Origin of the sequence: Bacillus sp. FJAT-22090, from assembly GCF_007676755.1 — a bacterium.
In the GTDB taxonomy this organism is placed as follows: Bacteria; Bacillota; Bacilli; order Bacillales_A; family Planococcaceae; genus Psychrobacillus.
In genome coordinates this window covers 47510-66863 of the sequence record NZ_VEBK01000016.1, presented here as the reverse complement: position 1 = coordinate 66863, position 19354 = coordinate 47510, and the positions used below count along the sequence as shown (strand labels likewise).

The 19354-nt window shown below is 34.2% G+C and carries 25 protein-coding genes; 6 read left to right on the top strand and 19 right to left on the bottom strand.

The genetic code is table 11. The features are described 5' to 3' along the window. Positions 1-84: 84 nt before the first annotated feature. The 5 genes from FS486_RS17170 to FS486_RS17150 form a co-directional block, all read right to left on the bottom strand. Positions 85-669, bottom strand: coding sequence for a YpjP family protein (locus FS486_RS17170; RefSeq protein ID WP_144513219.1), 585 nt, complete (start codon positions 667-669; stop codon positions 85-87). Positions 670-925: 256 nt separating this feature from the next. Further along, the gene (locus FS486_RS17165) at positions 926-1705 is read right to left on the bottom strand and encodes a class I SAM-dependent methyltransferase (RefSeq protein ID WP_144513207.1); all 780 of its coding nucleotides are present in this window, start codon (positions 1703-1705) and stop codon (positions 926-928) included. Then, complete coding sequence (locus FS486_RS17160) at positions 1702-2139, bottom strand: BrxA/BrxB family bacilliredoxin (RefSeq protein WP_144513217.1); 438 nt, start codon at positions 2137-2139, stop codon at positions 1702-1704. The genes FS486_RS17165 and FS486_RS17160 overlap by 4 nt, the downstream gene beginning before the upstream one ends. A 219-nt stretch (positions 2140-2358) precedes the next feature. Further along, positions 2359-2868: a GNAT family N-acetyltransferase gene (locus FS486_RS17155; RefSeq protein ID WP_144513205.1), complete on the bottom strand. Its 510-nt coding sequence runs from the start codon at positions 2866-2868 to the stop codon at positions 2359-2361. Positions 2869-3870: 1002 nt separating this feature from the next. Further along, on the bottom strand, positions 3871-3972 hold the full coding sequence (locus FS486_RS17150) for a YjcZ family sporulation protein (RefSeq protein ID WP_144513203.1): 102 nt from the start codon (positions 3970-3972) through the stop codon (positions 3871-3873). Positions 3973-4605: 633 nt separating this feature from the next. Between FS486_RS17150 and FS486_RS17145 the strand changes: the two genes are divergently transcribed. Then, positions 4606-4737, top strand: coding sequence for a YjcZ family sporulation protein (locus FS486_RS17145; RefSeq protein WP_144513201.1), 132 nt, complete (start codon positions 4606-4608; stop codon positions 4735-4737). 114 nt (positions 4738-4851) lie between these two features. Here the strand turns inward: FS486_RS17145 and FS486_RS17140 are convergent, their stop codons facing one another. Together FS486_RS17140 and FS486_RS17135 are read right to left on the bottom strand one after the other, a co-directional pair. Next, a complete protein-coding gene (locus FS486_RS17140) occupies positions 4852-5277 on the bottom strand; it encodes a hypothetical protein (protein ID WP_144513199.1) in 426 nt (141 codons plus the stop codon). 22 nt (positions 5278-5299) lie between these two features. Next, on the bottom strand, positions 5300-5554 hold the full coding sequence (locus tag FS486_RS17135; RefSeq protein WP_144513197.1) for a hypothetical protein: 255 nt from the start codon (positions 5552-5554) through the stop codon (positions 5300-5302). Between the two features lie 524 nt (positions 5555-6078). On the opposite strand from FS486_RS17135, the gene FS486_RS17130 reads away from it, so the two are divergent. Beyond that, on the top strand, positions 6079-6426 hold the full coding sequence (locus FS486_RS17130) for a hypothetical protein (RefSeq protein WP_144513195.1): 348 nt from the start codon (positions 6079-6081) through the stop codon (positions 6424-6426). 157 nt (positions 6427-6583) lie between these two features. On the opposite strand, the gene FS486_RS17125 is transcribed toward FS486_RS17130, so the two are convergent. From FS486_RS17125 to FS486_RS17115, 3 genes are read right to left on the bottom strand one after another with little or no spacing between them, the layout of a single operon-like run. Next, the gene (locus tag FS486_RS17125) at positions 6584-7696 is read right to left on the bottom strand and encodes a conserved virulence factor C family protein (RefSeq protein WP_144513193.1); all 1113 of its coding nucleotides are present in this window, start codon (positions 7694-7696) and stop codon (positions 6584-6586) included. Between the two features lie 24 nt (positions 7697-7720). Continuing rightward, positions 7721-9604: an ABC-F family ATP-binding cassette domain-containing protein gene (locus FS486_RS17120; RefSeq protein WP_144513191.1), complete on the bottom strand. Its 1884-nt coding sequence runs from the start codon at positions 9602-9604 to the stop codon at positions 7721-7723. After that, positions 9601-10236: an HD domain-containing protein gene (locus FS486_RS17115; RefSeq protein WP_144513215.1), complete on the bottom strand. Its 636-nt coding sequence runs from the start codon at positions 10234-10236 to the stop codon at positions 9601-9603. The genes FS486_RS17120 and FS486_RS17115 overlap by 4 nt, the downstream gene beginning before the upstream one ends. A gap of 264 nt (positions 10237-10500) precedes the next feature. On the opposite strand from FS486_RS17115, the gene FS486_RS17110 reads away from it, so the two are divergent. Continuing rightward, a complete protein-coding gene (locus FS486_RS17110; protein WP_144513189.1) occupies positions 10501-10704 on the top strand; it encodes a cold-shock protein in 204 nt (67 codons plus the stop codon). Positions 10705-10741: 37 nt separating this feature from the next. Here FS486_RS17110 and FS486_RS17105 read toward each other — a convergent pair whose 3' ends face one another. Beyond that, entirely contained in the window at positions 10742-10918 is a 177-nt protein-coding gene (locus tag FS486_RS17105; RefSeq protein WP_144513187.1) for a zinc-finger domain-containing protein, read from the bottom strand. A gap of 109 nt (positions 10919-11027) precedes the next feature. Here FS486_RS17105 and FS486_RS17100 point away from each other — a divergent pair, with 109 nt between their 5' ends. Further along, a complete protein-coding gene (locus FS486_RS17100; RefSeq protein WP_144513185.1) occupies positions 11028-11426 on the top strand; it encodes a reverse transcriptase-like protein in 399 nt (132 codons plus the stop codon). 26 nt (positions 11427-11452) lie between these two features. On the opposite strand, the gene FS486_RS17095 is transcribed toward FS486_RS17100, so the two are convergent. The 6 genes from FS486_RS17095 to FS486_RS17070 all read right to left on the bottom strand — a co-directional run bounded on the left by FS486_RS17095 (position 11453) and on the right by FS486_RS17070 (position 15839). After that, a complete protein-coding gene (locus tag FS486_RS17095) occupies positions 11453-11920 on the bottom strand; it encodes an SRPBCC family protein (protein WP_144513183.1) in 468 nt (155 codons plus the stop codon). Between the two features lie 257 nt (positions 11921-12177). Next, positions 12178-12378, bottom strand: a complete 201-nt coding sequence (locus FS486_RS17090; protein WP_053589685.1) for a cold-shock protein — start codon at positions 12376-12378, stop codon at positions 12178-12180. Positions 12379-12544: 166 nt separating this feature from the next. Further along, entirely contained in the window at positions 12545-13366 is an 822-nt protein-coding gene (gene coaW / locus FS486_RS17085; protein ID WP_144513181.1) for a type II pantothenate kinase, read from the bottom strand. Between the two features lie 27 nt (positions 13367-13393). Then, positions 13394-13702: a DUF4870 domain-containing protein gene (locus tag FS486_RS17080; RefSeq protein ID WP_144513179.1), complete on the bottom strand. Its 309-nt coding sequence runs from the start codon at positions 13700-13702 to the stop codon at positions 13394-13396. Between the two features lie 56 nt (positions 13703-13758). Further along, positions 13759-15276 (bottom strand): amidohydrolase, encoded by a 1518-nt coding sequence (locus FS486_RS17075; protein ID WP_144513177.1) that lies wholly within the window; start codon positions 15274-15276, stop codon positions 13759-13761. Then, positions 15273-15839, bottom strand: coding sequence for a DUF1836 domain-containing protein (locus FS486_RS17070; protein ID WP_144513175.1), 567 nt, complete (start codon positions 15837-15839; stop codon positions 15273-15275). The genes FS486_RS17075 and FS486_RS17070 overlap by 4 nt, the downstream gene beginning before the upstream one ends. A gap of 132 nt (positions 15840-15971) precedes the next feature. Between FS486_RS17070 and trhA the strand changes: the two genes are divergently transcribed. Continuing rightward, positions 15972-16619, top strand: coding sequence for a PAQR family membrane homeostasis protein TrhA (trhA, locus tag FS486_RS17065; protein ID WP_144513174.1), 648 nt, complete (start codon positions 15972-15974; stop codon positions 16617-16619). Between the two features lie 89 nt (positions 16620-16708). Here the strand turns inward: trhA and FS486_RS17060 are convergent, their stop codons facing one another. Beyond that, positions 16709-17161 carry an OsmC family protein gene (locus FS486_RS17060; protein WP_144513172.1) on the bottom strand — a complete coding sequence of 151 codons (453 nt, stop codon included), beginning with the start codon at positions 17159-17161 and terminating at the stop codon, positions 16709-16711. A gap of 86 nt (positions 17162-17247) precedes the next feature. On the opposite strand from FS486_RS17060, the gene FS486_RS17055 reads away from it, so the two are divergent. Further along, positions 17248-17616 (top strand): hypothetical protein, encoded by a 369-nt coding sequence (locus FS486_RS17055; protein ID WP_144513170.1) that lies wholly within the window; start codon positions 17248-17250, stop codon positions 17614-17616. Positions 17617-17661: 45 nt separating this feature from the next. Here FS486_RS17055 and FS486_RS17050 read toward each other — a convergent pair whose 3' ends face one another. Next, the gene (locus tag FS486_RS17050) at positions 17662-19206 is read right to left on the bottom strand and encodes a sensor domain-containing diguanylate cyclase (protein WP_144513168.1); all 1545 of its coding nucleotides are present in this window, start codon (positions 19204-19206) and stop codon (positions 17662-17664) included. Positions 19207-19354 lie beyond the last annotated feature (148 nt).

The following is a 19354-nucleotide window of genomic DNA, read 5'->3' as shown; positions in this document are numbered from 1 at the left end:
TTATTTTAAAACAAAAAAGACTGTAGGCAAACTCGAAATTTCGAGTTTGTCTACAGTCTGAACACTCGTGATTTACACGAGTGTTTAAGATAACCATTTAGGCGGTGTATTTTTGGACCAAAAAATTTCGCCTAATGCATAATGTTTGGTGTATTGGTCTTCTGCTAGATGATAGTGAAAATTAAAATAATATCCCTCTTGCGGTTTTTTATCTGTTCTTACATGAAATCGAATCAAGTCTTTTCTCGTATCTTCATTATAAATATGAAAAATTTTCTCATGATACTCACCTGATGGATGTTCGGTAATCGATAGATTCGCTATTCTCTCTTTATCTGCTTTCGCGATTGTTGTATCTATTGCCTCTTGAATCCGGGGAAATATAACATCATCAAATTCATGTCGAATGACTGGCCCAATTCGATTACCAAATTTTATGTATGCTTGCTCTCGTGCTGCGTTTGTAATATCTTCACTTACATCAGGAGTCTCCAGTGAATCTAGGAAAGAAACCTGTTCAAACTCAACAGTATTGGCATCTGAAGCTATAGACTTCGTCGGATTTTTTGTATCGAGTAATTGCTCCCAAATTAAATGGTTGGGAGAGATAAGGCCAAACGTTAATAAAGCGACCGTAATTATAATTGACTTTTGAAACCACTTTTTCATCATTATCACCTTCAATTTTGACCAAATTAGTAAAGCCACTACTATCATATACGTTTTCCGTAACAAAAGGTTTCATCTTCTTTGTATTCATTGTACAATAAACAGTGTAAACTTTCAGTAGCTTTTTTCAACTAAGGAGGAAAATCAATATGGATGCAAATTTAGTCATTGGTATCGGATTTTTGTTTTTATTAGCTTATTTAACATCATTAAACTTCACAAACTAAAAAGAGCTGTCCGCTGCGACAGCTTTTTTTTATATTTCGATAACACCGTAATGGAATTTTGATGTTAATCTCGTTAACCGTTCAAAATCATATTTCTCAAATAAGGGGGAACGAAAATGAGCTTTAAGCACCACTCGCTTTTTTGCTACACGCTTCGCTTCTGTAATCCATTCATCTGATACTGTTTCATGTACCCCAGCTTGTCTTAAAGCTTCGAAATTAGAAGATTCTTCAATAACTTCTTCAAACATTGGATCCATATAAACAACATCATAGGAATCAGAATCCTGTTGTTTTAAATAGTCTATTGCATCTTGATGGATTATATGTATTTGTTGCATACTTTTTCGTAACCCTATACTTTCTGTTTCATACGTCTCCAGCCCATGCCTTACTATATAGGCAACCATTGTATCCTTTTCACACGCATCAACTACTCCATTTTCTCCTACCGCATACGCTGCAAGTATACTATCCGAACATAACCCTGCTGTTAAATCTAAAAAACGATCTCCTGATTGCAAATCCAATGCTTCTAAAAGTACATCTTTATCACCGTTTAGTATTCGCTTCATCCGAAATGCGGCAGAATTTGGATGGAAGAAAAAAGGAGTAGTAGAACCGAAAATATACAGTTCTAATCTCTCCTTACCTACGACCAATAAATTAGCCTGTAGCTCTTTATGCATCTTTTGCACTGACTTTTTTTGACGTTTAACGTATGCCAAAGACAATTCAGACGCAATAGTCTTTGCTTTCTGAACAAAAATATCATTCGTTCTACCAGCAGTTGTTACTATTGTTTTCATGAAGTAACAATTTGAGCAAGAACTCCAGATAGATGACCTTTAATCGTCTCCATAGAATTGCTTTCTATTTGCTCACGTGGAATGAAATAAGCCAATTGGTCATCTTTCCAAATAGCGATAGATGGTGAACTTGGTGGCACTTCTTCAAAATAACCTCTCATTGTAGCAGTTGCTTCTTGATCCTGGCCTGCAAAAACAGTAACTAAGTTATCTGGTTTTACTTCCAACTCTTCTACAGCACCTATCACTGCCGGTCTTGCTAGTCCCGCAGCACATCCACATACAGAATTTACTACGATTAAAGAAACTCCTTGCGCATTAGCCATATGGTTTTGTACGTCCTCAGTAGTTATTAATTCTTTAAACCCTGCATTCGTTAACTCACTTCTCATTGGTTTTACTACTTCTTTCATATATTCGTCGTATGCATTCACACTATCGCCTGCTTTCAATTATATTCATATCCCCTTTGTATTGCGGGATTCCTACTATCTATTCTACTTTGAATACCATATTAAATCATCTATTTTCACTTTATTCGTTTCTTTTTAGCTATATTACAAAATCTATACTAATACGCAATAGGATGGTTTTAGTTAGGTCAAAAAATAAAATAATTCCCAACAACAACTGTCAGAAAAAATTTTAAATTGTTAAAAGATAGAAATCTTTTTTCCCATAATAACCAGATTTCTTTTGATTCCATCTAATTTAGCAACTTCCGGCAAATGAGCCCACTTCTCAAAACCAACACTTGTAAATAATCTTATACTAGGCTCATTGTGTTCAAAGATGAAACCAAGTAAAGTATCAATTTCTAGCTTAGGACATTCTTCTATAACTTTGTTTAAAGTCCTTTTCCCAAGTCCTTTCCCTCTGATACTTTGGTCAAAATAAATACTTACTTCGGCAGTTCCATTGTAGGCCGGTCTTCCATAGAAGGACTGGAAGCTTACCCAACCACTAACGTTACCTTCATACTCTATAATCCACAGAGGTCTTTTGTCAGGGGTATGTTCTTTGAACCATTCTAATCTATCGCTTATAGATATAAATTCAGTATCAGCAGTTGCCATTCTACTTGGAATAGCTGAATTATAAATATCTATTATTAATGGGAGATCTTCAGTTCTCGCATCTCTAAATGCAATATTATCTATCATGATATCTTCTCCATTTTATACTTTATAATTTTAAACCAATTATATGTTACATTACTTAACATGATAAATACAATGTAAAATTACTATTTTTAACTTAACCAATTCGCTGTGTTAATCAATAAACGAAATTAGTGCAAACTTTATAATATAAATAAACAGACAAATAAAAAAAGCCCCACTTCTTCAACAGTGGGGCTGCAATTCATGAGATTCTGCGAAGGGATCTCACTTTTATAAAATTACCTTTTCATACGCGATTTATACTCGTAACCTTATTTTCCAAAAATAGCACTGTTTATTTTTCTATTTTTTCGATTTCCTAGCGAGTGGTAAATGGATTTTTTTGTTACATCTTAATGTAAAGTCCTTATAGACGTTCTCCTTAAAATTTTTTCTTGCCATATATTGGATTCACGATAGTCTTTGGTAAAGTATTGGAATTTTTCTAAACCTTTTAAATGCAGTACTATTAGTTCTTTAATTACTTTTTCAGATTCCAACGTGTCTAATGAGTATCTATTTATTATTTCGTTTGTTACTTTATTGGCTGTTTCCAAAATATCCGATGGACTCGTAGCTCCACATACAAGGAAGGCCTTAACAGTTTCTTCTATTGCCAGTTCTTCAATTTTACTTTTTAAGATATTATCCCTCATTCACTCAAGTTTTGACATAATAAATATATTCTAAAAATGCAGGCTTAATACCGAGCTATCGTATAACAAACCTTTTACGATTTTACTACTGCAAACCATACAAACACATTTTCTATGGGAGGTGTTCGCTTCTAGCTAAGCACAATGGAATATTTTTCTGGCATTTTCTAATAAATAAAAAAGCGACCAACTCAATAAAGAGTAGGTCGACATCTTAAAAAAGAATATGCAAAGGGTACTGTATTGTTGTAATTACTTTTTTAATTTTTATTCCATTGCATTTCGATCAAAAAGTGCTGTTCTAAAAAATCGAGATTTTCTCATTTTATTCATTTTTTTACTATCTTTAATAAATAAAAGATGCTCCAACAATAATAAGTAGGATAAATAACACTACAATCAGCACGAAGCTTGATCCATTCGTACCACCTTCATTATATCCAGACATCCTATACCCCTCCTTTAATTAATGATATCTTTAAATTATGAAAAAGTTATCAAATGGATAAGGTACTTTATCTCATATCTTAGAAAATAATTAGTCGGTTTATGCGGTACCAAAATAATCTAATCGTAGGATTTAGAAGTATTTTTTTGTTAGGATCGAATTACTATCCTTCACTTCTTCTGAATTATACCTATTCCAAGTCTTATCGGAGCTACCAAGTAGGCAAGATAAAAATCATCAAATTCCATCTCTTCAAGAACAGTGACAGTACCCTTGTTAAAATTCAATCACCTTACCCTTTTGTTTCCCTCTTTGTCTTTTTCTTTCTGAAACAGACCTGGAAATAGTAATTAATTGATCCTACAGTTTGAGGGGGATGTTAACTTAATTAGTTACCCCAAGGTATACGCCCCATCACTTCTTAAGAATTTGAATAAGCTATTTAATAACTGAATGGTACGTCAAACCTCCTCGACTGTACCTTCAGTTTTTTAGTGATTCTCATTGGATGATTTAAGACGCAGTAAGAAAGTATTTATTTTTAGAATATTTTCGAAAAACTAAGCAAATGAATCAGAGCAAAGTAAATTAGGGACATAAGATGAATTATTCCATATAGAGGAGGTGTACAATATGGGCGAAGCAGTAGGTGGATTTGGATATGGATCAGGATTTGCTTTAATCGTTGTTTTATTCATTCTTTTAATAATTATAGCGGCGTGTGGCTTTAACTCAGGTGGCTACGGTGGTGGTGGCTATTGTTGATAGTTAAGCTGATGGTCTTAGAATTTACTCGAAGACAGGTTTTAGACCTGTCTTTTTATGACATCCTCAAATGATTGAAACAAAAAAGTGTTTTAGAGCAACTTCTACTCCAAATCACTTTGTCAATTCTTTATAAGCGAGTACCTTTAATGCTAACATCTCTTCCTCAGTTAAGGTACTTTCAATTTGGTTAAAAATTTTTTGTTGTTCTTCTGCTGTCATACCGTTTTTAGCTTTTGTTTGAAATTCTTGCAAATCGCTTATTTTGAATTTTTTTAACAACACTCTTGTCGCTTCTTCTTTTGTTTGAAATGGCAATGTACTGCTGTCTACATTTTTTCCTTCTTCAATAAACGCTTGCAATTGCGGATCGTTCTTAATCTCTTGTTTAATACTTTCCAGTTGACCGCTGTCTTCAAGCTCCACTACAACTTTCTCCATTACTTGATCTGCGACTATTTTCGGGCCAAAATAGTAAAGAGCTATTCCTACTAAACCGATTATTACAATGAAACTAACTAGCACTTTTAAAAATCTCAACTCATGTTCACCCCCAACCTATCTAGTTTACCGTTTTATTATATTTTACCTTATATTCAGAGATTTTGTAATCGATAAGTGCTCCAATGAACCCAATAGGTAGGCCACCAGCAGAGATAGAAAGCATCACTGTAAAAAGGCTAATTTTTTCAACTTTATGGCTCAATAAATAGAGTATGGCCAGGGTTCCTATAATGGTAAACAAAACGGAAAAATAATAGGTTATATGGATCTCTTTTTTTATTTTATTTTTTTCTTCAATTTGTTTTTTACTCATACAACTCCCTCTTTTCTCATAACATACATAACTTTCTTAGTCTTTACTCATTACCCGTTATTTAAACAGGACTAAATAGGTCAATTTACTTATAATTTGTATACAACGTTTTAATCAATCGATCTTGATAGGAACTCCTTGGACAAATTGTTTTATTATAATTACAAAAAACGTTACAGAGGCATTTCGCTTTCAAATCATAAAAGCCTATAAAAAAACCATTCACTTTTAAGTTGAATGGTTTTTTAATATATGTTGAACAGCAACAACGGTTATTTATTCTTTTTTCAAACCATGTTCATATGTCCTTTAATAATAACAATTGATGTCTTATTCAATGAAGTAGTTGTCGCTTTTTTATAAGGATATTCTATTCTTCCTCTTGGATTTTTTCCAATGATGAGTTATTAACCCTAACCATATCTTATGTTTGCAAAAAGCTTTCTCTTAATTTCCCATTACATTTAATAGAAAATCCAATTATACTTTAAATAATATTATAAATTTTTTAAGGAGATTCATTCATGAAAACCTCAATTCCTTGTCCCAGTTGCCAAGAACCAATTACTATTGAACATTTCGAAAATTTTTCTACCCCTTTTAGTATGAAGTGCCCACACTGTAAAGCAAAACTAAGAGAAACTAAAATGACTCCATTATTGTTTGTTATAGCAGTTTTCGTAATTCCACTAATGCTTTTTTTAGGCATTACAGTTAAGAATTTTTTAGTCGGCTTCTTTCCCATTGTAGATAAGGTACCCACAATTTTTGTTTTTATGGCTTTCTGTTATCTCCCTTATGCTTTATACGAAGCTTTTAATGCAACCATAATAATGAATAGAGGCAATCTACAATTAAAAAATAAGGACTAAGCCACACCACTATTTCTTTCCATATAAAACCCCTCCAATCAAGATTGAAGGGGTTTGAATTTATACTATAGCACGTACAGGCTCGACTCAATCTAACATTTTAGCCAAAGCTGGAAATACGTACACTAAAAGGAAGGATGGTGCTGTATCAATTGCTTCATTTTCTAGCTTCACTCATTTGTTTCCATACTGACCCTTTTGCTTCTTCTCCCCCTTCAATTCGAGCAATTGCCATACGGATTTGTAATTTTACTTCATATTCTTTATCATCCATTGCTTCTTTTAATGCGGGAAGTGCTTCTCCATCGCCTACTTCATAGAAGTACATAGCAGCTCTCCATCTTACTAGTTTGTTTTTATCAAACAATGCAACTTTCATTGCATCTGCAAACTGTTCAAATCCTAAATCACTCATTGCATCTCCGGCTGTTCTTCTTACTGCACTGCTTTTATCCTTTAGTGCTAATTCTAAATAAGGAATAACCGCTTCATCTTCCATTAAGCCAAGATATACTGTCGCAAGTCTACGTATAGATACTTGTTCATCTTCTACGGCTTTTGCTAAAATTGGTAAATCCTCTAGTTCAGGGTTAATCAAATTATTCAGCAATTGGAATCTTTCTTCCCATTCACTTACTTCAAATTGGTCTAAAGAAAAAGGAACACGAACAGCCGTTTTCTCTTCTGTGTTATTATCCTTTTCCTCAATTAGCTGTTGAAGCTTACTTTGTGGAAATGACGCTTCCAATTCGTTTACTAATTGTTCGCCGATCTCTTTCTGGTCGCCGTAACGAACTCCGTAATCTACCCATTTACGAAGCATGATATAATTTTCTTGATCCCCTGCCATTGCTTCGTCTAATGCTTTTGTAAAACGATCAGATAAACCAAATCTTGATTCTGATTCGCTATCAAACACTTTTACTTGAAGTGGGATACCTTTGTACTGCTGTACATGCACATATACTTCTCCGTAATGGTCTAATGGTTGCTCACTGGCCTTTTCTTTATTGTCAGCTCCAAATACATTTTCCACCGACGCTAAAATCGATTCCCAATTAAATTTAGCAATACGTTCAATTGCCAAGAAATCAGCTACATGATATACCCCTTTTACACCTTCTATCGTAAAAAGTTCTTGAATTTCTTTTGGTGCGCCTTCAATATTGTCTTTTTTATAATTATGACTTTTACCAAATGGAAGCTCCTGATCTATAATTACTTTCATTGTATTTGGACTCGGTGTTGGTTCGATTGTTAATATTTTCATTTTTCATACCTCCAGTAAATAATATTAGGAAGAAGCAATTTCTTCTAAATAGGACCATCTTTCAATTAGTTGTTCATAGTTGTTGTTTGCTTGTTCCAGTTTCTCTGTTAGTTCCTGTAATAGAGTAAAATCTGATCCAGCAGTTAAAATCTTTTCTTCTAACTCTGTAATCAGCTGTTCAGTTCTTTCAATGTCTCCATCAATGGTTTCCCATTCACGCTGTTCTTTGTAAGACATTTTCTTTTTCTCTTTTTTCGCTTTTATTGGTAGCACTTCTTTTTCTACTTTCACACTTTCGATTGGAGCAACTTTCACACTACTATCCAAGTAATCAGAATAAACCCCCAACCACTCATTAACTGAAGCATCGCCATTTAATATCCATAGCTTCTTCGCAATTCGATCCAAGAAAAAACGGTCATGGGAAATCGTTACTATAACCCCAGGAAAAGATTCCATAAAGTCTTCTAAAACAGATAATGTTTGAATATCTAAGTCATTTGTCGGCTCGTCCATAAATAGAACATTCGGCTGTTCCATTAACATTTTTAACAGAACTAGTCGTTTTTTCTCGCCGCCAGAAAGCTTACCTATCTGTGTACCATGTGTGTTTAAAGGAAATAAAAATCGTTCTAACATTTGTGCTGCAGAAAATTTTTCACCTGAACCTGTCTCGATTAAGTTGGAAGATTCTCGTACGTATTCAATCATTCTAGTCTGCTCGTCCAACTTAGGTAATTGCTGTGAAAAGTGCATTAGCTTAACGGTGGAACCTACAATCATTTCTCCGGAGTCCATCGGAATTTCACCCGCAAGCATTTTAAGTAATGTACTCTTCCCTACTCCATTTGGACCTACAATCCCAATACGATCTCCCGCTTGTAATAAGAAAGAGAAATCTTCAACGATCTTCTTTGCGCCAAATCTTTTTGATATATTTATTCCTTCTAGTACTTGTTTACCTAGACGAGTCGTTGCCAATTCTAAGTCTAAATTTTGTGTACTGTTATTACGGTCAATTTTAGAATCAATTTCTTCAAATCGATCTTTTCTCGCCTTTTGTTTTGTCGATCTTGCTTTTGCTCCTCTACGAATCCACTTCAATTCGTTTCGGTACAAATTTTGTAGTTTTTGTTGAGAAGCAGCATTCATTTCTTCTCGAAGAGCTTTCGACTCTAAATAGTCCCCGTAATTTCCTGAATGTGTGTAAAGCGTTTTATCTGCTAATTCATATATATGTGTAGCAACAGCATCTAAAAAATAGCGATCATGGGTAACAAATATTATAGAACCTTCAATGCGTTGAAGCATATCTTGCAACCAATCTGTCGATTCTTTGTCCAAATGGTTGGTTGGCTCATCTAAGAGAAGTAAATCTGCTGGTTCTATCAAAACTTTTGCAAGTGCCACCCTTTTTTGTTGACCACCTGATAGATGAAGAATTGAATCTTCGTATTGCGTAATTCCTAATTTCGTTAATGCTGTTTTCGCAAGGGCATTGACATCCCAAGCTTGCAAATCATCCATTTGTTGCTGTAAATCAAGCAGTTTATTTTGACGTGCTGTAGAATTGGAGTCTTCCATTAAAGCAAGTAACGCTTCTTCATACTCTCTGTTGATTTTTAAAATAGGAGAATCCCCACTAAAGACTGTTTGTAATACTGTCCCATCTTTTTCAAATTTAGGCTGTTGCTCTAAATAAGCAATTCTGTACTTATTCGGATGATCTCGATCAATAGAATCGGCTTCTAATTGTCCTGCAATAATGGAGAGGAATGTAGATTTACCAGTACCATTAATTCCTATTAATCCCGCTCTATTTTGATTGTTTATCGTAAATGCTATATTTTCAAACAGCGTTTTCTCTCCGACCGTTTTTGTTAAGTTTGAAATAATTAAATGGCTCATATTTGTTCCCCTGTTTCTTTTCTTAAGTTTCGCAAGAATAATTCCATAAAAGCATGTCTTTCTTGGGCAAGTTCTTTTCCTTTTTGTGTGAGCATTCCGTCTGCCAATTTTAATAATTTTTCATAAAAATGTGTAACGGAGGCCGTTTCCTTGGAACGATATTCTTCGGAAGTCATCTTGTCCCTTGGACTTTCATTCACGTCATATAGCTTCCGACCTTTTGCTCCTCCATAAGCAAACGTGCGCGCAATTCCAACTGCACCTATCGCATCTAATCGATCGGCGTCTCGTACGATTTTAGCTTCAATTGTGTCGGCCTGCATTTCATTTCCCCCGTTAAAGGAAATGGATTTAATAAGTGTTTTAATTTGTTTTATTTTTTCATAAGGTAAGTTGAGGAGATTTATAATCCGATCCTCTTCCAGTTTATCTTCATCTACAGAATATTTCGGATCACTTACATCATGAAGAAGCACCGCTAACTCGATAATCTCTACATCAGCTGTTGGCTCACAAGCAGCTATATCAAATGCATTTTTCCGCACCCTTTCAATATGTTGAAAATCATGACTTGCATCAAAATGCTTATATATTTCTCTCACTAATTGCTCGCAATGTTGTATTGAATTCATCATTTATTCTCCTTAAGCCATCTTCTTTAACCATTATAACGAATAAAACCAAAAAAGACTGCTAATGTGCAGTCTTTATTAATTCTTAAAGATTGTATACCTGTATTTGTGGCTATACTTCAATCGGATAGAGGCTTTCATATAACATTAGGTACTATTATTTGAAGATCAGGGATTCGACAAAATATTGACGAAAGTTGTCATTTACTGTATAGTCTATTTATCCATTGACTGAATTTTTAGTGGATTAAGGGAGGAACGTTTATGCAACAGGGGAAAGTAAAATGGTTTAATAATGAAAAAGGTTATGGGTTTATTGAGTATAATGATGGAGAAGATGTATTCGTTCATTTTACTGGTATTCAAGGAGATGGATTTCGAGCATTGGAAGAGGGACAGAACGTTACGTTCGAAATTGTTGAAGGAAACCGAGGACCTCAGGCTGCAAACGTTGTTAAAAATAGTTAGAAACGGTTCTTCCCGCGACAAATGGTCGTGGGTTTTTTTACTGAAGTTTTTTCCCTTTTCTCTTTATCTCTTCTCCAACAGTACATTCATGGATACAAAAGTGATGCGCGCCAGTTCTTCCTTTTTCCTTTCGAAGTTGTGTCCGCACAAAACATCCATCGCAATATGTTTGTATAATATGGTCAATTTCATTTATAATTTGCATATTTTTCATTCATTATTCTCCTCGCTATTTCGTAATTGTACTATTATGTTTCTTTTGTTTGCAAGTATGCTTAATAAAGTTCAGACAAAATATTTATTTAATTTAAAAGGAGATTAATATGTTAGAGGTTTATATTGATGGTTCTACTACAGGCAACCCAGGACCTAGTGGAATTGGGATCTTTATAAAAGGGGAAGGACAGCAGTTCAAATTCAGTGAGTTTATCGGAACCTATTCTAACCATACAACTGAGTTTATTGCTCTTCAAAGAGGTTTAGAAGAGGTACAAAAATTATCTCCTACTATTGTTTCCGTACGGACAGATTCTCAAATTGTATATGCTGCTGTCGAAAAGCGATATGCCAAAAATGCAGAATTCGCCGCTATCCTAAAAAACATTTTAGACATAAGTGATACATTTGACTTATTTTTCATTAAGTGGATTCCCGATGACCAAAACAAAGCTGCCCATGCACTAGCTAGAGAAGCCGTATTAAAACAACTGCCCAAAAAATAAGCGGCAGTTGTTTTTTAGTTAGCACTTTATACTTCTAGCTCGCTAGAATAATCGGCCTCAATTGTTTCTTTTGTACGTTTCATAAAGTTCACTACCACTTCGTCTTTTCCAAACAATTGAAAAATGCTAAGCAATGGATTTTTAGGTTTATTTATAGAAGTGTATATAAATTTTGTCGTTTCGTCATTTTCCTTCATTAACTCATAATCAATTGTCATACGAAAACGATTATTCAAAAGAAAACTTTCCTGTATCGTTTTATAATCTGATTCATTTATATATTTTTTTAATGTAATTTCATATTCTTCCGTTATTGAACCAAGTTGATAGGTTTGACGGATGACAGAGCCAATTATTTGCTCAGTTTGTTGAATGAATTTTTCCTCCACTACTTTCGGAAATATCCGCTTCTTTTTTTCGATATCTCCATAAAAGTATGGCCAAGCAAATTCGATTGGAACGTTCAACGTTATTTCTCTTTTCCACTTTTTCATTTCCACTGCTCCTATAAAGTAAAATATTCTTGTTTTTATTATAACAGAACGAAAGTGCAAGTGCCTGTCGCTGTCTGGACAGGTAAAGAGGTTAAAATACAATCTGTAGCGAAGCGTGAGGCAGCTTATATGCGACACCGTGACGATGAGCTGAAGTGGAGTTATGGAGAGCCACTTTCACTTCCTGCTTTTTAGTCTTCAAAAGAACAAAAAAACAGGCTCTCTAATGAGAGCCTGTTAAAGTTTTAGGTTTAAAATTAAGCTTTAACTACGTTAGTAGCTTGAAGACCGCGTTGGCCTTGCTCGATTTCAAAAGTTACTTCTTGACCTTCGTCAAGAGATTTGAAACCTTCGCTTTGGATAGCTGAGAAGTGTACGAATACGTCGTCTCCGCCTTCGCGTTCGATGAATCCGAATCCTTTTTCTGAGTTAAACCATTTTACTTTACCTTGTTCCATGTGTGTTTCCTCCTCGTGTGCAATTTTACGCACACATTTTGTTACTATCCTTGCTCAACACTGTTAAGTAAAAGTGTTGCCACCTACTAACTAACCGAACAAAAATAATCCTCTTTTAATATAACACGCGCTCCCCAATAATGCAACCGTTATACATAATTCTTTTTTAATTGTTTTCCAATAATGCACCAATTGCTCCACTGTAACCATGTTTTTCTAAGAAAATTGGTTTTTTCTGTTTTAAGATGGTGTATGATTCGATGATTTCTTTTAGTAGTTCATTTTCTTCTAAAGTTGACCCAATATAAATAATATCTTCTATATGATGAGCGTCAGCTGCTTGAATACACAGCGTAGCAACTACTTCCCCGATAATCCCTTGCACGCCTGCTAACACATCGGCATTATTTCTTGCCTCTTTTGTTTTTAAAGCAACCCCTCCAAAATTGCTAGCGGTTAGTGATCCTTTAAGAGGTAGCTTGTTGTTTTGATAAATGTCACTCACGAGTATATCTATAGAAGCTCGATTTCCTTCTCTCGATAGCTCAATGATATCTTTGTAATTAAAAATTCCTGTTAAAGCTGAACCTAAACCAAGAAGCGTTCCACCACCAATACCAGTCCCACCTAATCGGCTATGTGTATTTTCATGCATAATATGTATAGAGGTACCTGTCCCAATATTTGCTATAATAGCAGAATTACTTTGTACAGTCTCACTTTTCAATTGGTGTATCACACCATTCATTGTAGCATCAAATTCCACAATGTAAGGGATTTCATTTTTCGAGGGCAAGTATTTCTTTAGTTGTTCTGCCCGACCACCAGTGAGGCAGATGGAAGCTAACGAAAAATTCGAATCAATCCAATCCTTTACTGCTTGAAAATCGGTTGAAAGAAAACTAAGAAATGACATTTCTTTATTTTCATCCCAATAAGCTATTTTCGTTAACGTTCCACCTGCATCAATTCCAACTCTAGTAGCCATCTTTATTCCCCTTTTATATACAGAGATTTATTTTATCCAAGATCCAACTATAGGATAATTAAATGTGCCTCCAGTAACGGCTTTAATAATTCCGATAATTGGTACAACAAATGCCATTATACCAAAAATAATGATCATCGGAATACCGATTAGAAAAATTATTAAAAATGCAGATACGGTTATTAAAACTGTCATGACTAACTGAAATAACACTGCTTGAATTGATAGTTTTTTTATCTCCTCGTCATCCACAACTAGAAATAAAATAAAAGGCACTAAAAATGGTGCGAACCAAGTACTTGCGTGTAGTAAAACTTTTAAACCTGTATGTTCCAAGAAAATTCCTCCTTTCAATCCTTTTCTTAGTTTACGATAAAATAAGACAAATAGTTTCATTTTTTTCTTTGGTAAACGACTTCTCCATTCACTATTGTCTGCATTACTTTTGCTGTGCCAAATGTATTCTTGCTTAATACTTGGTCGACAATTGTAAAATCTGCATCATACCCAGCCATTATTTTACCTCGTATATGTTCTTTTCCAATCGCTTTTGCACTTCCCGTGGTAAATAACGAGATTGCTTCAAAATCGCTAATTTCTTGTTCTGGTAAATACTCATTTCTCGTTGCTGCTGCCATACCAAGTAATGGATCTGCCAATTCAATTGGTGAGTCTGACCCCCCTGAACAATCAAATCCTTTATCTAAAAGGGATTTCCAAGCATATGCCCATTTTAAACGTTTATTTCCTAATCGATCAATCACCCATGGAAAATCGGATGGGACGAATAGTGGTTGTATGTCGAGAACCACTGGTAACTTTGCCATTCTTTCAATTAAATCTTCTCTTAATACATTCACATGTATCAGTCTATCTTTTTTTCCTACTGGGGCTGGATACTGCTCGATTAAACATAAGATAAGTTCAACAGCTTTATCACCAATTACATGTACAGCAATATTTTCATTATATTTTCTTGCAACCTTAACAAGTGTTTCTAACTTTTCGATTGTATGGACGGCGACCCCTCTTGTTCCTGGAGAATCTGAATAGTCATCTGATAGTAAAGCGGTGTACCCCCCTAAAGATCCATCAATAAATATTTTCATAGCCCCGAATTCTACATACTCAGAACCTTCTTCTTTTTGCATTTGCTCAAATACTTCATGATGTCTAAGTAAATGCACTCGGAAATTTTTTTTTATCGTTGCACGATACGCTTCAAGAGGTACTGTGTAAGGACCATAATACGCCATATCCTCTGAATGTACCCCCGTTAGTCCTTTCGATTGCAAATCGGTAACACTTGCTTCAATGACTTTCTTTAAATAATCAGTAGTAACTACTGGAATACTTGATGTGATTAATTGCTGTGCTTCATCATAAAATAGGCCGTTTAAATTGCCGTATTCATCTTTTCCGATAATACCCCCTACTGGATTTGGAGTGTCTCTCGTAATTCCTGCTATTTCTATTGCTTTCGTATTTGCTACAAGAACATGTCTACAAATTCTTTTTAACACTACAGGAGTATCTTCTATTACATCTAAATCTTGACTTGTAATAGGTCGATGTTCTTCGAATTTATTGTCATTCCACCCTTCTGCGACATACCACTCATCTTTGTTTACACGCGCTGCTACCTTTTCCACAATTGTTTTGATGGAAGTAAAAGGGGATAAATCTAAGTAAGATAGTTTTTCCCCGTGCCCTATTAAATGTATATGGCTATCCACAAAACCTGGATACATAGCAGCACCATGCAAAGAAATAATTTCATCGGCGAGTGGGACTAAATGCTCTTTCGCACCAGTTTGGATCACTTTTCCATTTTCGACTAATACAGCATTTGCTTCATGTCCTTCAGCATTCATAGTAAAAATACGACCATCTGTCCAAAGTCTTTTCATTTTTTTTGTTCCTTTCCAGATGTTAAATCATCGACTAATAATTCTGCAGCTCTTCGATATGCATTACTCATATTCGCAAGTGAAATAATGAATAATAGTTGCTTTAATTCTTCATCTACTTCAAATTGTTCTATTTCATTTTCATGTGTTTTCATTTCTTCTAAAAAGGTTTGTGCATTTTCTTGCTGCAAGGCAACAGAATAAGAATAGAATTCTTCTAGTTGAAAGTTATTGCTTCCTATTTTTTCATTTATCGGATCTAGTGTTGACTTAATATCATTAATCGAAAGGGCACCTTTTAATTGGTAAATCAAGTTAATTAACATAATATGCTGCTTTGAATATTTTTTATTTTTAATAGGGATAAATAATTTGCCTTTTGCATAGTTATTAATCATTGTCTTCGTCAGAACTTTTTCATCGGTACTTCGTAGTGTTTGACTAAACTTTGAATCGAATAACTGAATGACTTGGTCCATATATAAATCAATATCTGGTATTTCTTCTTTATGAATCATAGATTCAAGCCCTAGTCTATTTATAAGGTCTACTGATTTTTTCATTTTGAATTCCTCCTGCTATCTTACATATATCGTATCGTAAAATAGTCTTTCGGTAAATATTGACTACCTGTTATAATGAGTATATCATATTAAGTAGTTATTAAAACTACTTGATGTTGTGGAGGTATTTATTTGGAGAATTATATTCGAGAACCTTTTAATGCTTTATCTCATTTTTTAGGTGCAATACTGGGGATATTTGCATTAATTGCAATGATTGTTAAAGTTATTACTGTGGGAGCATCTGGTTTAGTTATTACTGCCCTTGTAGTGTTTGGAGCAAGCATAATTTTGCTTTATGCTTCTTCTGCAACATATCATACAATTATAGCGAGAGACCACGTAATTCACATGTTTAGACGTTTGGATCATTCGATGATTTATTTACTTATAGCAGGTACCTATGCTCCCTTCTGTTTAATAGCATTAAAAGGAACAACTGGCTATACACTATTTAGCATCATTTCCTTTATGGCGCTAAGTGGAATACTATTTAAAATGATATGGTTTAATTGTCCCCGTTGGATTTCTACGGTCTTATATATAGGAATGGGATGGATTATTGTCTTCTTAGCTTCTCCGCTTGCGGAAGCACTAGGCACTGAAGGGCTTTTCTTTCTCATTTTAGGAGGCTTATTTTATACTATTGGTGGAATAATTTATGGGATGAAGCCAAATATTTCATTCATCAAAAAGTTAGGTTTTCACGAAATTTTTCATATCTTCATCCTTTTAGGTACGATAAGCCATTTCATCTGTGTATTCAATTATGTCATATAATGATAGGAACACATATACCCCCTTTTTTCTTATCAGAATAAGGGGGCATTTTAAAGAACATATTCTAATTGCAGTAATTTCCCTAACCCTTAATCGCTTTCTTTCATTCCAACAATTACCGATGCTTCCAACTGAATTTCCACATTTCCTTGAATTGCTCTGCTTATCATACATGACCGTTCGGCTTTTTCCGCTAATTTTCTAGTTGTCGCTAAATCCTTTTCACTTTTAATAACAATGATTGGTCGATGTATTATTTTTTGATATGTAAAAACACCCTGTGTTACGTCTACTATTGCGGTAGAATCCATACTTAAAGATTGTTTTTCGATCTTACTACGTTCAAGCATCGCTGCAAGAGTGATAATATAACAGGTTGCGGCTGCTCCTAGCAACATTTCATCTGGGTTTGTACCGATTCCTGGACCGTCCATCTCTTTTGGTATCGAAATATTTGTTTGCAAATTTTCGGCATAAATCTCTCCAACACCGTTTCGGTTGCCGGGCCAGTTTGCTTTTAAATGAAAATGATGTTCTGCCATGACAATCATTCCTTTCATATTTTGTTAGCATATTGGAAAAACTATTGATTTCCAGTATGATAGAGAGGAGAAAGAAGGGAACTATTTTGCTTAAAAATTACAATAAAATTGCTGGTATTATGATAGTTATTTCGATGTTCTTACTAATTTTAGGCGTAAAATATGTGCTTGGTCAAGATTTAGTCATTATGAACTTCGTCGCCTTTGCGGCATTTTCAGTGGCTGTTGGTGTCATTGCGGGTGCACTTTTAATGTATAAATTGCACAAAGCTTTTTACATATTTACTGTTGGGCTTGTAATTGGTTTCATTGAATTGTTTCGCTCTTTTATAATAGGTAACGATGGATGGGGCGATTTAGTTGGGATTCTATCTTTATTTATTTTCACTTCATTCGGTTTAGTAATTGGTCTGATTGTCGAAGGTATTTTGTACTTAATAAAAAAACAAAAATAAAAAAGAAGTTTTTCTCGCCACTACCGCGGAAAAACTTCTTTTTTATTAATTGGAGATTAGAGTTTTATTTCGCCCTTCTGCTTTAGCTTTATATAAGGCCTTATCCACTCTGTGCATAAAATCACTTATACTCTCTTTCCCGGTTTTATATTCACCCACTCCAGTAGAAATAGTTATTTTCCTATTAGTAGGTGGAATGTTCTTTTCTACTTCATTTCTTAACTTTTCGGCAAGCAAATATGCATCTTGTAAAGGATAATTTGGGAGAATGATGATGAATTCTTCTCCACCAAGTCTTATACATATTCCCGTTTCTTTTGCGATTGCTAGCATTTTATCAGCTAAAAATTTTAATACTTGATCTCCTGCATTATGGCCGAATTCATCGTTTACAGTTTTAAAGTGGTCGATATCCAACATGATCATTGAAAAAGACTTTCGGTGTTCCAACAAATCCGAAAATATAAATTCTGAGTATCTTCTATTTCTTAAACTTGTTAAAGGATCTGTTAAAGATTGGTGTTTGAAGTCTGCAACTGTCTCTTCTGATTTTTTGCGATAGTTATCAATTGTTTCGGTGAGTTGTTTCGCTTCAAAATACCAAGTAGAGATTATCGGTTTTTCCCTTTTATTGTCATCACATGACGAATGCAATGTAAATAACGCCAAATTTTTCAAAGGAGAAGCCAACTTTTCCGATAAAAGAAATGCTAAGCCGAAAAATAGTAAAACAAATGGTAAAGTGTAGAAAAACATTTTTAACATTATCCCATTTAATGGTGCTAAACTGCTTTTATATGGGGTTTGTGAAACGACACCCCATTCACTTGCTGAGATGTATGAGTATCCAGCTAAAAAATGCTCTCTTTTCGTATTAAAAACTTCCTGAAAACCACTTTTTTGTTTTATTAAGCTTTTAACTACTTTATTTTCACTAACATTCTCGCCTATTCTATGTTCATCTGGATGGTAAATTAAAGTACCTTCCTTGTCTACTACAAAAACATAAGATCCATCTTCACTGAAATGTTCCGCTAAAATATTTTGAATGAAGTTATCTTCCTCCAAATAAATTGTTCCATTTAGCATTCCTAGGTATGTATTCGACTCATCAAATAAAGGAGTGGATATAAGGATAATAAGTCGACCTGTTATCGCTTTATAAGGTTTACTAATAAAATTTTCTTTTTTACTAAGTCCTTCTCTTACTCCAGGCGAATCAATTTTGTTTCCTATAATTCCTACATTTGGTGACGTAGCAATCGCTACTCCATCATCTCCAATAATAGAAAGAGAGTTAAAGTTTTTCCCACTAACTAATAATTGATCTAAAATTTTTGTTAGTTCTATTGGGTTTCCTATATGTTCTACTACATCTAATTTTCTTGCCTCTAAATTTGCTTGTAATGCCTTAAAAACTTCTTCCGTCATTTTCGACAGTTTTAATGAGTATACTTCATTTTGTTCTAACGATTTTTCTATTAAACTTTTTTTTGTTACAATATAACTAGAAAACAATGAACACGTTAATATAGCGATCATCGAAAATGTAATGAGTGTTAATATCCAAAATCTAAGTGTTTTCTTCATTTTTCCTCCAAAAAAAAAGCATATGTTTCTAGTATATCATTTTTGAACTTAATAATATACTTTCACATATGGGGTTTAAATTTTGTAGATACAATATCATTTTCAGTTCACTACTCTATTTTGGGGAAATACTAAAAAAAGCTTCCAT

What these genes read in the sequence shown, in the direction of transcription:
- FS486_RS17165 (WP_144513207.1), bottom strand. Translation starts at nt 1,705, where the DNA reads ATGAAAACAATAGTAACAACTGCTGGTAGAACGAATGATATTTTTGTT.
- FS486_RS17120 (WP_144513191.1), bottom strand. Translation starts at nt 9,604, where the DNA reads ATGAGCCATTTAATTATTTCAAACTTAACAAAAACGGTCGGAGAGAAA.
- FS486_RS17125 (WP_144513193.1), bottom strand. Translation starts at nt 7,696, where the DNA reads ATGAAAATATTAACAATCGAACCAACACCGAGTCCAAATACAATGAAA.
- FS486_RS17070 (WP_144513175.1), bottom strand. Translation starts at nt 15,839, where the DNA reads ATGAAAAAATCAGTAGACCTTATAAATAGACTAGGGCTTGAATCTATG.
- FS486_RS17155 (WP_144513205.1), bottom strand. Translation starts at nt 2,868, where the DNA reads ATGATAGATAATATTGCATTTAGAGATGCGAGAACTGAAGATCTCCCA.
- coaW (WP_144513181.1), bottom strand. Translation starts at nt 13,366, where the DNA reads ATGGCTACTAGAGTTGGAATTGATGCAGGTGGAACGTTAACGAAAATA.
- FS486_RS17110 (WP_144513189.1), top strand. Translation starts at nt 10,501, where the DNA reads ATGCAACAGGGGAAAGTAAAATGGTTTAATAATGAAAAAGGTTATGGG.
- FS486_RS17150 (WP_144513203.1), bottom strand. Translation starts at nt 3,972, where the DNA reads ATGTCTGGATATAATGAAGGTGGTACGAATGGATCAAGCTTCGTGCTG.
- FS486_RS17060 (WP_144513172.1), bottom strand. Translation starts at nt 17,161, where the DNA reads ATGGCAGAACATCATTTTCATTTAAAAGCAAACTGGCCCGGCAACCGA.
- FS486_RS17105 (WP_144513187.1), bottom strand. Translation starts at nt 10,918, where the DNA reads ATGAAAAATATGCAAATTATAAATGAAATTGACCATATTATACAAACA.
- FS486_RS17135 (WP_144513197.1), bottom strand. Translation starts at nt 5,554, where the DNA reads ATGAGTAAAAAACAAATTGAAGAAAAAAATAAAATAAAAAAAGAGATC.
- FS486_RS17130 (WP_144513195.1), top strand. Translation starts at nt 6,079, where the DNA reads ATGAAAACCTCAATTCCTTGTCCCAGTTGCCAAGAACCAATTACTATT.
- FS486_RS17090 (WP_053589685.1), bottom strand. Translation starts at nt 12,378, where the DNA reads ATGGAACAAGGTAAAGTAAAATGGTTTAACTCAGAAAAAGGATTCGGA.
- FS486_RS17145 (WP_144513201.1), top strand. Translation starts at nt 4,606, where the DNA reads ATGGGCGAAGCAGTAGGTGGATTTGGATATGGATCAGGATTTGCTTTA.
- FS486_RS17075 (WP_144513177.1), bottom strand. Translation starts at nt 15,276, where the DNA reads ATGAAAAGACTTTGGACAGATGGTCGTATTTTTACTATGAATGCTGAA.
- FS486_RS17100 (WP_144513185.1), top strand. Translation starts at nt 11,028, where the DNA reads ATGTTAGAGGTTTATATTGATGGTTCTACTACAGGCAACCCAGGACCT.
- FS486_RS17050 (WP_144513168.1), bottom strand. Translation starts at nt 19,206, where the DNA reads ATGAAGAAAACACTTAGATTTTGGATATTAACACTCATTACATTTTCG.
- FS486_RS17095 (WP_144513183.1), bottom strand. Translation starts at nt 11,920, where the DNA reads ATGAAAAAGTGGAAAAGAGAAATAACGTTGAACGTTCCAATCGAATTT.
- FS486_RS17115 (WP_144513215.1), bottom strand. Translation starts at nt 10,236, where the DNA reads ATGAATTCAATACAACATTGCGAGCAATTAGTGAGAGAAATATATAAG.
- FS486_RS17170 (WP_144513219.1), bottom strand. Translation starts at nt 669, where the DNA reads ATGAAAAAGTGGTTTCAAAAGTCAATTATAATTACGGTCGCTTTATTA.